8 protein-coding genes are annotated in these 14,016 nt (G+C 45.7%); all 8 read left to right on the top strand.

From position 1 onward, the window contains the following. Positions 1–54: 54 nt before the first annotated feature. The 8 genes from WKT20_RS04565 (at position 55) to WKT20_RS04530 (ending at position 13,988) form a co-directional block, all read left to right on the top strand. Positions 55–843, top strand: coding sequence for a hypothetical protein (locus WKT20_RS04565; protein ID WP_340416932.1), 789 nt, complete (start codon positions 55–57; stop codon positions 841–843). A 41-nt stretch (positions 844–884) separates the two neighbouring features. Next, the gene (locus WKT20_RS04560; RefSeq protein WP_340416931.1) at positions 885–2,318 is read left to right on the top strand and encodes an SU10 major capsid protein; all 1,434 of its coding nucleotides are present in this window, start codon (positions 885–887) and stop codon (positions 2,316–2,318) included. Positions 2,319–2,389: 71 nt separating this feature from the next. Then, positions 2,390–2,857, top strand: a complete 468-nt coding sequence (locus tag WKT20_RS04555; protein ID WP_340416930.1) for a hypothetical protein — start codon at positions 2,390–2,392, stop codon at positions 2,855–2,857. A gap of 14 nt (positions 2,858–2,871) precedes the next feature. Then, complete coding sequence (locus WKT20_RS04550; protein WP_340416929.1) at positions 2,872–3,510, top strand: hypothetical protein; 639 nt, start codon at positions 2,872–2,874, stop codon at positions 3,508–3,510. Continuing rightward, positions 3,507–11,444: a hypothetical protein gene (locus tag WKT20_RS04545; RefSeq protein WP_340416928.1), complete on the top strand. Its 7,938-nt coding sequence runs from the start codon at positions 3,507–3,509 to the stop codon at positions 11,442–11,444. Before WKT20_RS04550 ends, WKT20_RS04545 begins: the two co-directional genes overlap by 4 nt. A gap of 172 nt (positions 11,445–11,616) precedes the next feature. Beyond that, positions 11,617–11,961: a type II toxin-antitoxin system RelE/ParE family toxin gene (locus WKT20_RS04540; protein ID WP_340416927.1), complete on the top strand. Its 345-nt coding sequence runs from the start codon at positions 11,617–11,619 to the stop codon at positions 11,959–11,961. Continuing rightward, positions 11,958–12,260, top strand: coding sequence for a helix-turn-helix domain-containing protein (locus tag WKT20_RS04535; protein WP_340416926.1), 303 nt, complete (start codon positions 11,958–11,960; stop codon positions 12,258–12,260). The genes WKT20_RS04540 and WKT20_RS04535 overlap by 4 nt, the downstream gene beginning before the upstream one ends. A 240-nt stretch (positions 12,261–12,500) precedes the next feature. After that, the gene (locus tag WKT20_RS04530) at positions 12,501–13,988 is read left to right on the top strand and encodes an RNA-directed DNA polymerase (protein WP_340416925.1); all 1,488 of its coding nucleotides are present in this window, start codon (positions 12,501–12,503) and stop codon (positions 13,986–13,988) included. The last annotated feature ends 28 nt before the right edge of the window (positions 13,989–14,016 follow it).

Here is a 14,016-nt window from a genome sequence, read left to right as displayed (position 1 = left end):
ATCTTAGCTTATTTTTGCTTCAAAGTTTCAGACAACATTAATTTTTTACAGTATATGCCTAAGAATACGGAAGTTAAAAGCAACCGGGACAGATACATGGAACGGTTGAAAACAAAGTATCCCGACAAGGAGTTTGCCGATGATGAAGCGTTATTTGGTCAAACCAATGACGATTACGACAGTTACGACAACGAATTGTCTGGATACCGTGAGCGAGAAAAAGCTCTCTCGGACTTATTTGCAAGCAACCCGCGCAGTGCCGCTTTTCTTACCGACTGGAGAAAGGGCGAAGACCCTATCATCGGTATGGTACGTAAATTCGGGGATGATTTCAAGGCCGCACTTGAAGACCCCGAAAAGCAGGAGGCACTTGCAGCCGCCAATAAGGAGTTTGCAGAACGCATCGCCCAAGAGAAAGAGTACGAGGGAGAGTATCAGAAGAACCTCAACGAGACTTTGACCACCCTTGAAACCATGCAGCAAGATGAAGGACTATCTGATGAGGACATTGACAGTGCAATGGATTTCCTTGTCGGCATTGTGCGTGACGGAATCATGGGCAAGTTCACACGTGAGAGCGTGGCAATGGCACTCAAAGCCATCCGGCATGACAGCGATGTGGAACAGGCAGACCGAGAAGGCGAAGTAAGAGGCCGCAACACCAAGATTGAAGAAAAGTTGCGCAAGGGCAGCAAGAATGACGGCACGGCCAATCTCAGCAGCAAGAACGGAGGAGGCAAAGGCGGCACAAGAGAAATGCCAGATTTGGGTGTCATTGACCAAAACTACGGAACTCAGAACATTTGGGAACGTGGCGGAGAAAAACGCAGGACAAACAAGTAAAATCAATTCTATTTATTCACTTTTCAAAAATTAAAAGAGCAATGAAGAAAGCAACAAGTTTTCTGTGTCGCATCATGCTGATGGTATTGGCATTTGTGACAGGCGCATCAAGCGGTGTGTTCATGGCCAACGCCTCCGAACTCCCTGATGCAGGTAAAACAACAGCCGGAGCTGACGGTACGGGCGGAACAGACGGTATCGCAACGGAAACCGCAGGCAGAACGGATGGTGACTCAAATTTTTATTTGAGCGATGTGGACAAACGTATCGTGAAGATACGTCCGATGGCAACTCCTATCGACCAAATCAGCCGTTATGCAAAATCAAGTAGTACAAACTCTTTCGAAGTTAAGTATTACAGCGTAGGCACAAGAGAAATCAAGTGCAGTACCAACAAGAAAGTAGAAAAGATGCTGAACGGAGCCAGCACCTCCCTTCCGGTAGATGACCTGAACATGTTTACTCTGGATGATACCATTCGAGTAGTAGGTGTGAAAGCCATTACGAAGCCGGATGGAACAAAATACGGGCTGGAAGACAGCAATGTTCCCGACCTTGTATTATGTGTATGCGGTAAAGATAGCTCAACAAACTTACCAACCGTGTATGCTGTTAACGGTGACATGGACAGTTCGAGTAAGCAACCAATCCTTGTACCGGAGATTCCTTCAGGAACAACACTTGTTCGTATGGGTAAGGCTTGTGGTGAGTTGGATGTACAGACAGGACGCTTCAACAATATCCCGATGCCTGAAACCCAGTATTGTCAGAACTTCATGATTCAGGTAGAGCAGTCCACCTTTGACAAGATTGCCGCCAAGGAAGTGAACTGGAATTTCTCGGACATTGAGGAGGACGGTGTATATGATATGCGCCTCGCCATGGAGAATACCTATCTGTTCGGTGTCAAGAATGTCATCAAGCATATTGCCAAGGACGGTATGAACACTTGGTTTACAGGCGGTATATGGTGGATGGCTGGCAAAGACATCGAAGTGGGCGAATGGAATGCGGACAAGCAGTGCGCCATCATTACCGATGAAAACCTTGTGGATATTACCAAAGACCTCTTTGTGGGTACAGGTATCGGCAACAAACGCAAAATCCTTTTCTGCGGTAGCGATATGCTGTCTGCATTCTCGAAAATCAAGAGTGAGAAGTTCCGCCTGAAAGACACTGTTGAGGTTTGGAATTTGAAATTCAAATCTTGGGATACCGATTTCGGAGAGGTACTGACCATTCATCACGAACTATTTGACGTGAATGGCATGAGCGACTGCGGCTTTGCAATGGACCCGGAATACCTGTCGAAGAAAACACATATCTCTTGGGCAAGAAACGTACTTGACTTGCAGAAAGCCGGTATCCGCCGTACCGATGCAGTAGTAATCCAAGAAGTAAGCTGCTTGTACTTGCGCTATGCAAAAGCACATGCAAGAATGCGTCTTGCCAAAGCTCCTGTTGAAGAGCCTTAATAATCCACAAAAAGAAATCAATAACCGGGGATGGGATAAGGAGTCCCATCCCTTTTTTAATTTACAAGTATATGATTAAAACCTATAAAGCGAACACCAACGTGAGTATCAACGTAGTGCTTCCAAGTAAGAAGAACCTGCATATTTCGTTCACACCTCTGTCCAACGGTAGCAGCCTGTTTACAACAGACAACGAGGACATAATGCGTGCCATCGAAAAACATTACAATTTTGGAAAGTTGTTCCGGCTACACAGTATGCAGGATGAAAGTGAAAAGATAAATGCAAAAACAGAAGAAAATCTGCAAGATAAAGAAATTCCAACTGTCGATAACCAAGTAACAGGAGAAGACTGTCAGGACGGAGAAACCACAGATGGGAATGACCCAACCCTGAAAAAAGTGAAAGTGAGCGACCTGTCCGCAGCAAAAGATTATCTTGCCGATACATTCGGCATCAGCCGAACAGCCATGCGCAGCATGAAAGCAATTACTGAACAGGCAGCCGCAAACGGAATTGAGTTTGAAGGATTGTCATAACCGGATAAAAGAGCATGACAGTCTATCAACTTGACGACATAGCGAAAGATGTCCGTATCGCACTTGACCAAAACATGGCAAGTGACACATTGGCAGCAATCGGTGACGTGGACACGCTTGCACTCAACGACATCATCAAGTCCAAGATTGTGGAAGCCGTAAAGCGTGTACACAGTTCCGCACCTCCCTATCTGCTTGACGGCGGACACAACTTCGGTGATGCTGTATTTTGGAAAGAGCATGAAAGCGGATGGATACTGCTTCCGGAGGATTTCATGCGTTTTGTCGTTTTCCAAATGGATGACTGGGAACGTGCGGTATTTTATCCCATAAATACCGATGACCCGGAATATGCAAGACAATCTTCCAGATTTAAAGGTATCAGGGGTACGTACCAACGCCCTGTCTGTGCCATTTCCATACGCCCGGAAGGAAGAGTGATGGAATTTTATTCATGCAAGACGACAAAAGCAAAAGTAAGCCGTGCCGTGTATCTACCTTATCCGAAGATTGACAAATACGGCGCGATAGAAATTTGCGGACGATGTTACAACGCTGTGGTATATACCATAGCAGCATTAGTATTAACTACATTCGGTGATGCGGAGAAAAGTGCCGCATTGAACGAATTGGCAAAATCTGTATTAATATGAGTTACGAATCAAAGCATATAGATGGTGATGTATCAGTAGGTCGCAATACGGCAATAGGAGGCGATGCTACTGTCCAAGGAAAAACCCATCTGAAAGGAAATGTTGTCGTAGATGGTTGGCTTGAAGCCAAAAATATCAAAGGAGCAGGAAAAGGTCTGTACACTACCGTTGAAAAACTAAAAGCAGCCTATCCTTTTCCGCATGATGGCTGGTGGGCACTTGTAGGAGTTTCATTGCCGGCCCCCATTTATGTTGCAGATGGTGGAGAATGGGTGCCTACCGGACAAAGTGGAGGCAACCCAACTATAGACAGCGGTCAATATAATGAGGCTGTGGAAAAACTGCAAGAGGATATAACCAAACTGCAGGACGACATTACGGATATAGAGGCCCGCAACAAAGCGCAAGACACCAACCTCACCACGCTTGGTGATAGCGTCAACTCGTTGCAAGACCAAGTAAACACAACCAAGGATACCGCAAACAAGGCAAACAACAAGGCGAATGAAGTTGGAAGCCAACTGAACTCTTTCAAAGATTCAAAAGGTGAAAACGGAGGAATCGCCCCTCTTGACGAACAAGGGAAAGTACCGAGTCGACACTTGCCCGGATACATTGATGACGTGGTAGATTTTTATGGCATTTCCGTAGGCATTACTGTAAAAAATGAATCCATAGACAAAAATTCCAACGATGAGGGTTGTAAAGTTGTATATGATAAGGAACATGGTTGCTTTGTGCTTGCATTCGTTCCGACAATCGGAGAATCCGAGGCTGCTACTTATTATAACAACTGGTTGAATGCAGATGTTTTCGGTACGGCAAGTACAAACGGGCGAATACCCTCTTCCGGCAAAGTCTTTCTATGTGAAGAAGATGGAAAAAGTTATCGTTGGAGCGGTAAGCAACTGACTTCAATTGGTTCAGACCTTGCACTTGGTCACACAAGTTCTACTGCATTTCCCGGCGATGAAGGTGCAAAGCTGCAGGAGGATATGAAGCAGGTGGAAGAAAACAGAAAAAACATTCTTTCGCAAAACAAGCAAATCGTGGCACGTAGTATTGTAAATGTCAACCAGCTGTTTGACCTTGCAGACAGGGAGATAACATTTTCCGTTGCCCTTGACCGATGTTCCGCCTCCGAATATTCACCGGCATTGAAAATACCAGGTGTTGTATTGACCTTCCTGACGGAATCCGGATGGGTTTCCAAACAATGGACTGATACATCGGACTGGTTTAAAGAAAACAACTGGAGCGATTTCGGCGCAGGTGGAGGCAAGGGCATAGGCGATATAATCAATGTAAATGCCCTGTGCGGAAATGTGGAATACACTTTGTCAACAGCCATCAAAGCCGTGTCAGACTTTGAAAAGGAGAATGGGGAAGTTTATCTTAAAAGCGGTATCATCCTTACGTTCAAGACTGCAGAAAGCGACAAGAACGGTGCACCCGTGTGGCTCACCTACCAATTTACACGTGAAGCGAGCGACATAACACCGGAGGACTTGAAACCATGGGTAGCATTCGGTGGCGGAGGAAGCAACGTGGAAACATCCGATAAACCGGAAGAAGGAGGAAAAGATGCCCTTTCCACAGGAGGCGCATACGCCATGCAGGAAAAATCAATCGGTGGATTTGATGAAGAAAGTGATGAGGAATATATCTACTACAAAGCCGTGAATCTGAATGGAGGACAAATAGAAGATGTAGTACTTAAGATTCCGAAGAACGGCGGAGGCGGCGGTTCGAGCGAAGACAGCACCCTATCCATCTACTTTGAGGAAGCCGCCCCCATTGTGGCGTTCGGTTCTGAGATAAAAATCAATGTAGCCTTGCGTAGTGTCAGTTACCCGGACGGTAACGAAGTGCTTGGCGTTATCCGTAATGTTTCAATCATTGATGCAAGCACAGGACTTACCCTGTATAGCGAGGCAATGAACGAAACCGGCTCAGCAAGTGCAACGGACTACAAGTTTGAACTTGACTTTACTGAGTACTTCAGCAGTGCCGCATCCAAGAGTTTCTTTGTTCAGGCTACCGATGCGGACGGCAATACCAAAAAGAAAGCCATTACCATTGTAGCTGTGGATATTACCGTGGAACAGCCTATGCCGCTCAACTACACAAGCAGTACCGCATTGACCGTAGGAGGTACGGCAAAGAATATAGGACAATTCTACAAGTTTCCCAACAACACCTCATCCATACGTGCCACGGTGGAAATGCTTTACAACGGGGAATGGAAGAAACTGGGCGAAGCAACAGTCAATGACAGTTACACCAAAAGCATATCCGTCAATCCGAGCAACGTGTTCGGCGGCGGCGAGCGGATGACACACGGAGCATACCAGGTACGCATCTACGGAACGGAAGCCAAATCCGGGGTAAGGGGCAATACCATTTACTCCGCCATCATGTGCGTTGATGCTGACAACACCACTCCTATTGTGGCAATCCGGTTCAACGACACCAACAACGGTACGCTCCGTCTGTATGACAACCTGACTGTAGAAGTCGCCGCATACACATCGGGCAAGACGGAAACGCACGTGGATGTCTTCTATGACGATGAGAAAGTGACATCCGTGGAAGCCATGATTGCCGAAACGCTTACCGTGAACAAGCAGATAAGCGGATACAGCACGGACGGAAGCCAGAGCATTACCGTACATGCAGAAAGTGGAAACGTGTCCACCAATGAAATCAAGGTGATTGTAAAAGGGAGTGCCATTGACATGGCAATCAAGGACGGGGCTTTGTTCGGATATGATTTTTCCGCACGCAGCAACAGCGAGAGCGACCATACCATAGAGAACAACGGCATAACGATGGATGTAAGGGGTGCAAACTGGTCAAGTAACGGTTTTACGGACTACTTGGGCGAACGATGCCTACGCATAGCAGAGAATGTAAAAGCGGAGATATTGGACTACCACCCTTTCGGGAATTCCGCCACCGAACGGACTACAGGTTGTGCCGTCCAATTCGCATTTGCCACCAAGAACATCAAGGAAGCGGATGCAAAACTCATAGAGTGCTATGATGCTGATAGCGGTGCAGGTTTCTATGTATGCGGCAACAAAGCTGCTATCTACTGTAAAACAGGACAGCCTGCCTTAGTTGAGCGCAGCTTTCGCTCTGGCGAGAAAATCACGATGGCAGTAGTTGTCGAACCGTCCACCATTTATGTATCACGGGGTGGAAGCAATTACTCCTGCATGAAGTTGTATTTGAACGGAGAAGAAGTGGGCTGTATCGGTTATATCAGTGACAGTGGTGCAATCCTTAACAACAGAACCGTTACGTTCAACGGTACGGAAGGAGACCTATACCTGTACTATATGCTTGCCTACGAGAGTCATTATGAATGGGCACAGGCGTTCCAAAACTACTTGTGCAAACTGACAGACACCACTGCCATGGTTGTGGAATACGAGAAAGAGAACGTGCTTGACACGCAAAACCGCCCCACCATAGAAGCCCTTTCTGCCAAGGGAATGCCTTATTATGTAGTGGTGGCAGACCAGCAGACCTTTGACACATTTGACGGTGACATAGATACGAGCAAGAAATTCAAATGTACACTATTCTACTATGACCCGAAACGACCATGGAGAAGTTTCAAGGCAATCAATGTACAATGGAGAAGACAGGGAACAACATCGGCAAAGCGACCTATCAAGAACGACCGCTTCTATCTTCAGAAAAATGAAGGTTGGGAAGTTACACCTATCTACCCGGACTATGACAACGAAGATGCCCGAATTTCATACGAACTTATGAAAATAGGCTATGTGCGTGTAGGAGAAAATACTATTCCTGTGAAGATTATCACAGTAAAGGTGGACTATTCTGACAGTTCCGGGGCAAACGACTGCGGTGTATGCGACCTGATGAATGCCACTTTCCGTGCTCTTGGAAGTGATTACCTTACTCCGGCACAGCGTGCATTTGACGGCACTTGGACAAAAAGCGATGTCTCGTTGAAAGGATTGCAGATGAACCATTCGACAGCCAATCATCCCATTGCCGCATTCCGTGCGACACAAGAAAGCCTTACCGATGCATGGTTTCACGCCAAAGGAAACTGGAAAGAAGACAAAGGCGAGCAGGTTGCGCTTGGTTTTAAAGATACTCCCGGATACAATAAAGGTTGCATCAATTATGGAGACTTTGTAGAATACTTTGGTAAAGAAGAAGAGAATCTTGACCAGATAGAAACTCGTTTCAAGAATGATGGAACAACAAATAAGGATAAACTATATCTTTTATCATTGTATTGCGGACAGGATTATCGCTTTATGGCATATGAGAGAGGTGAATGGACTGCACAAACCGGAGAAATGAAACAGGTTGGCGGCAAATGGCAGATTACCGGGAAAGTACTTAACCCCGTGAGTGGTTACGAACTTCTGACCTATGATGCCATGAACTGGTGGCAGGGAGTGGGAAGTGTTGCCGACATGATGGAGCCGACCACCGCCGAGGCCTCTTGGGTTACCAAACTGAAACTCGGACAGGAAACCTACCCGATGTGGACACGTTACTTCGAGTGTATGATTGACGATGACCAGTTGCAGATAGACCTGGCCATGGGACGGAAAGTACCGTTCGACCTGTACCAAGTACTTAAATTCTGCGACAGCTGCGACTATGCCAAGAAAGAACTTGTAGGGAAATGGCAGGAGATATGGAAGACGCAAATGTGGAAATACATCAGTCCTTATTCGTTGGTATCATACTACCTGTTTACCGACTACCTTGCCGCTGTTGACCAACAAGCAAAGAATATGCAGCCCATGTTCTTCTTGGAGGACGGATGCAGCGTGAAAGACGGTATATATAGTGGAGCAAACGGTATGGAGGCAAGACGAATGTACTGCAACAAGGTATATGATTGCGACACCTGCAACGGAAAGGATAATGACGGTGGACAAACCATTGACCCGGAAGTTGACCCCGGCGATTTGACAAACAGTGCATACGCAGGACGAGGTTCTGTGCTATGGAACGATATAAGAGGACAGCAGACAATGGAAGTTGACCAAAACGGCAATACCATTACCTTGCCGGCCATAGCCGACACCATGCGCTCCCTGCCTGACACGCTCGGTATAGGCGCGGGTCCTTTCTCACCTAAAGGGGCTATGCACTATTTCGTGACAGAACGCCTGAAGAAATGGCAGAAAGTGGTATCAAGCTATGACGGAGAACGCAAGTATATTAAATATACAGGGTACAGAGACCTTTATTTCTATGCCCTGCAAGGCTTGGGTCTAACCTCACTACCGGCATTTATTGAACAACGTTGGCGCATCCGTGACGGCTACTACCGCTGCGGCGACTTCAAGGCGGAGAGTGGTTATATCGGTGGACGTATCGGTGCAAAAGAAGGTGCCGTCATCCGCTTCAAGGCAGCAAAGAGCGGATATTTCGGCATTGGTAACGACAGCGGAAATATCACGGAAGGCATTTACCTTAAAGCCGGAGAAGAAGGTGTTTTCACAAACTTTCAACACGGAGAAAACATTATGCTATACATCTATCAGGCAGACCGAATGAGTATGCTTGATTTGAGTGAAGTCAGTATCGACCCCCAATTTGGAAACACATTGCCCAAGATGTCGTTGTTGCAGGAATTGTATGTGGGTGGAGAGTCTCATGGCAATTGGACGATGTCGCCCGGTAACACAGGCTATATGACCAACCTTGATTTGGGTGATATGCCGTTCTTGCGCATTCTTGATGTGCGCAACACAGAAGTGCAGACCGTCAACGCATCGAAGTGTCCGCGTCTGGTTTCCGTATATGCCGACAATACTGGACTTTCTGCCATCACACTGGCTGAAACATCGCCGATAGACAAACTTACGCTTCCGGAAACAATAACGGAACTCGTGCTGAACAACCTGCCCAACCTTACCTATCCCGGTGGACTGACGCTCGGTGGTGTAGCCAAGATAACAAAGATATTTGTCAATGAGTGTCCGTATGTAGATGCCATGACGCTATTGGAACAGATAGTCAATGCGAGTGCGCTAAAGACCGTCCGGATTCCCAATGTGAATGCAACCGCCAGTGTCGGACTGTTGCGTTCCATCAAGGAAAGCGGTGCTATCGGACTTGATGCAAACGGAAATGCCTACGATGAAAAGGAACAGTGCAGTGGTATTACCGGCCGTTGGATATTGAGCGAACTTGTGGAAACAGACGAAATAAATGCGTTTGCTGCCTATTTTCCCCAACTTGAACTTCACAACTCTCAATTCTCCATCGTAAAAATCAGCGATGTTGTGGAGAGTGATTCTTGTGAAAGGTACAGCAATCCGGAGAACAAGACAGGAGCAGACTACGGGAACAGCTATGTGGCAAGCGGACACATACTCAAAATAAGAGAAGGATGTCATGCGTACAAATGTTCGTATAATACCAAACTGAAGCAGCTTGAAGGCGTACAGCTAAGTGATGAAGACTTCAACTATCTGAAGAACGGAAACAGCTTCGACATTACGGACTCAGCCGGAGAAGGCTTTGACATATTCTGGCATGCACCGCACCACTGGTACAAGGGAGTGAATGATTATAAGAACCAGGCAAAATACTTCATACCATCGACTACGGAGGAGGAACCGCTGTCGACCGCACAGAACACCCGTAAGCAGAAGCTGTCGGAAATGCTGTACAGGGAGAACACGGGCGTATATGCAAGTGATGCAGTTGCTGGAGAACTCATGGGAGAAGACGTGATAAGCACGGCTGCGAACACGAACAGCTACAGGATGGACGTGAAGGGAATGAAACAGGTGAGATGGCCTGGGGTGAATCACGCTCGCCTAGGAGGTGTGTTCACAGACGAAAACAACCGGGTGACCGGTACGTTTATCATGAACGTGAGCCACGCCTATTTTGATTTCCTGACAGGAGACTATTTGTTCTGTGACGTGCCCGGAGGCTCAAAATGGTTTTATTTTACTTCGTTCCGGGATATTAAAGATATTGAATGTCTTGCTGTAGACAGCAGTAATATTGAAGCAATAGAACCGGAATGGACAGAGCATGAGGTAGGTGACAATGACAGTCTGGTAGGCATATATCCGGTAACTACGGACGGTATGAAAAGAGCAAGAAGTTTATCGGGAAATGTCACAGCGAAAGTCGGCAACAATGTCTCATCCACTTCCGGTGAGTGGAAGTACGACAGCGAGGGGAATCCTATCGAGGCTCCTAAAGGTAGCCTGAACTACACATTCAAGGATTTCCAGAATCTGTGCAGACTCAGGGAAGACGGGTATCAGCTGATAGACTATGAGCAGAATAAGGAAATAAGCAATCTGTGGTGGGCTCTAAGCGGGACAACAAATGAGCAGGCACTTGTAGGTAACGGTGGCTTTGGCAGCAACCTGAACAAGCTGGACAATATAGGTATGGCAGACAGCAAGAATACAGGAAACTCGCTGAACTCAATCATGGGGTTGAAAGGGTATGTGGGCTGTCAGTCAGAATGGATGGATAATATAGCCATCAATGTGAGTAATTATGAGCAGTTCTACAAAGCGAGATGTCCGGAAAATGATTCTTCATATCCGTCTGACTACACAGCGCATATTTATGATCCGATAAAGAAAACAGAGCGTACCGTAATGACTGCGAACTCGGCAAACGGGCATAATATTGTACGTTTGGTACATGGAGCAAAATGTGACATTCTGCCGCGAAGAGTACATGCGAGTGATACCAGTATGTTTGTGACCAATTATGCTGCAGGATTCTGGATAAACAGCAGCAAAGGCCGCTGTGTTCTTCGGTCTGGCAACAACTCGAGTGCGAGCTCCGGTCTCGCTTATGCGGTCGCGAACTTCGCGTCTTCGTACTCGATCACGTACTGCGGTGGTCGGCTCGCCTTCCGCGGAAAATTCGTCATTATAGAATAGAGCGGAACTCGTGAGTTTGTAAAAAGCGTCAGAGGGAGAGCCGTAAGGCTGCTCCCTCTTTCTTTATTCTCGCGAAGCGAGTCGATTATAAATCATTCATGTAAAAAGACAGCGAAAAGTTTCTTTATATGTAAACTGTTTATTACCTTTGCAAAAGGAAATCAAGTTAATAATGGAAACGAGATTCAAAATAGTTTATACAGAAGAAGCTTATGAATTTATCCATTCTTTGCCGGAGAAGGTACAAGATAAAATCGCTTATAATATCTTCAAAAGTAGAGTTGTCATAGACAAAGAACTTTTTAAGAAATTGGAAGGTACGGATATTTGGGAGTTCAGAACGCTTTACAATAGCATCTGTTATCGGCTTTTGGCATTTTGGGATACAGAAGAGGACACTTTGGTAATTGCCACTCACGGCTTTATAAAGAAAACGCAGAAGACCCCATCAAAAGAAATTGATAAGGCAGAGAATATTAGAAAACAGTATTTTAACGATAAAAAGCAGAAGATATGAAACTTTACACTCACAAAGAAATGCTGGACAGCGTAATTGGGGTTAAAGGAACTCCAAGACGTGATGAATATGAAGCAAAGGTTGATGCGTTCTTGATTGGTGAGGCAATCAAACAAGCCCGTGAATCAAGAAACATCACTCAGGAACAGCTTGGCGAAATGATTGGAGTTAAGAAAGCGCAGATTTCTCGCATTGAGAAAGGAAGCAATCTTACCATACAGACAATCAGAAAAGTATTTCGTGCAATGGGAATGAGTATCAACCTTGAAATAGTAGGTTTAGGGAAATTCGCCATTTGATACATAAAGGCAGACAACCCCGCGCGCCGCTGTGTTCTTCGGTCTGGCAACAACTCGAATGCGAACTCCGGTCTCGCTTATGCGAACGCGAACAACGCATCTTCGAACTCGAACACGAACTACGGTGGTCGGCTCAAATTCTGATGGTTAACTAATCGGAGACCCTATACGCCTACGAGTTGGGCAATTATATTCTCCGAGGGGTTCGCGCCTCGGCAAAAGCATTATAATATATTATTTATGGAAAGCCGGAACATATCTTTAACCACAAGTGAGGAGGGTTTCATATCCTCCTCACGGGACCGGAAGGCGGTCTATGATGATACGGACAATTTTATAGGACTGACCGGGGGAACACCTTCGGTCAGTTATCCTTTATACAACCTCATCCCCGAAATAATAACGGAAGAAAACCTATTGTCGTCATTCAAGCGTGTGCTGTCAAACCTCAGCCAATCCTCTACCGAAGCAGAAAAAAGGAACTCGATTGTAATAGATGGAAAGAAGTACACAGCACGCCAAGTACGATATGTACTCAATCGAGATACCATACTTGCAAAAATGAAAGAACAGATAGGAAATGGAACTTTCCGAGTCAACACGCTAAAATCCTTTGAAACGAAAGACGGTCCTAAAATACGGACAGTCCAAGCCCCTGCTGTCTTTGAAAGGATGGGCAGCAATGCCATTATGGAAATCATAGAGGAAAAACTTACTCCCATTTTGATAGAAACAACAGCGGCTTCCATCAAGGGAAGAGGTCCGCAAGGCTTGTTTCATGCCATTCAAGCTGCAATGAAAGCAAATCCAAACCTAAAATACTTCTATCAATCAGATTATCAAGGTTACTATGACCATATCGTTCATAGCATATTGATAGACAAAATCAGAAAATACATCGCTGACCCGATTTTACTACCGATATTGGAGAATTTTGTCAAAGTTTTATATCCCGATGCAGATGCCGGTATCAGCAAGGGGCTTCGTTCCTCCCAGTTTTTCGGCAACCTGTATCTAAATGACCTTGACCATGCGATGATAGAACTGCACGGTGCGTCATATTATTTCCGTTTTTGTGATGACACCTTTATCCTCGGCGAGAGCAAAAAGGAGTTGTGGAGACTAAGGAATTGCCTACATGAAGAAAGTGCCAAACTTGGACTGACCATCAAGCCCAGCGAGAAAGTCGCCCCCATTTCATCCGGCATGGATGCTTTGGGTTATGTGAATTTCGGTGACTATTCCTTGCTAAGGAAACGGACGAAACAGAATGCCGCCAGAAATCTTGCCAAAGTCAAATCACGCAAAAGGAGGCAGGAAATCATAGGCTCATTCAAAGGTATGGCTTGCCATGCTGATTGCAAACATTTGTTTTATATACTTACAAACAAGAAAATGAAGAAATTTTCAGAAATGGGAGTTACATATACTCCTGCTGACGGAAAGAAACGCTTTCCCGGCAAAGTAATGAGATTGAGTGACATCGTAAATATACCTATTGAGATACATGATTTTGAAACGGGTATAGATACCAAAGAGGGAGAAGACCGTTATCTCGTATCTTTCCGAAATCCTACGACCCAAGAATGGGGAAAGTTTTTTACCGCTTCAGTTGAGATGAAAGGCATTCTTGACCAAATCAGCGATATTGAAGATGGTTTCCCATTTGAAACGGTTCTCAAATGCGAGGTATTTGACGGAGGAAAGAGAAAATACAATTTTACCTGATGGTAAAAGGATAACATATCAATCCACT

Source organism: Phocaeicola sp. ICN-14070, from assembly GCF_037892625.1.
GTDB classification, from domain to species: domain Bacteria; phylum Bacteroidota; class Bacteroidia; order Bacteroidales; family Bacteroidaceae; genus Phocaeicola; species Phocaeicola plebeius.
This window is presented reverse-complemented; position numbering and strand designations above follow the sequence as displayed.

Excerpts from the sequence above, each read along its gene's own strand:
- WKT20_RS04565 (WP_340416932.1), top strand. The coding sequence starts at position 55 with ATGCCTAAGAATACGGAAGTTAAAAGCAACCGGGACAGATACATGGAA.
- WKT20_RS04560 (WP_340416931.1), top strand. The coding sequence starts at position 885 with ATGAAGAAAGCAACAAGTTTTCTGTGTCGCATCATGCTGATGGTATTG.
- WKT20_RS04555 (WP_340416930.1), top strand. The coding sequence starts at position 2,390 with ATGATTAAAACCTATAAAGCGAACACCAACGTGAGTATCAACGTAGTG.
- WKT20_RS04550 (WP_340416929.1), top strand. The coding sequence starts at position 2,872 with ATGACAGTCTATCAACTTGACGACATAGCGAAAGATGTCCGTATCGCA.
- WKT20_RS04545 (WP_340416928.1), top strand. The coding sequence starts at position 3,507 with ATGAGTTACGAATCAAAGCATATAGATGGTGATGTATCAGTAGGTCGC.
- WKT20_RS04540 (WP_340416927.1), top strand. The coding sequence starts at position 11,617 with ATGGAAACGAGATTCAAAATAGTTTATACAGAAGAAGCTTATGAATTT.
- WKT20_RS04535 (WP_340416926.1), top strand. The coding sequence starts at position 11,958 with ATGAAACTTTACACTCACAAAGAAATGCTGGACAGCGTAATTGGGGTT.
- WKT20_RS04530 (WP_340416925.1), top strand. The coding sequence starts at position 12,501 with ATGGAAAGCCGGAACATATCTTTAACCACAAGTGAGGAGGGTTTCATA.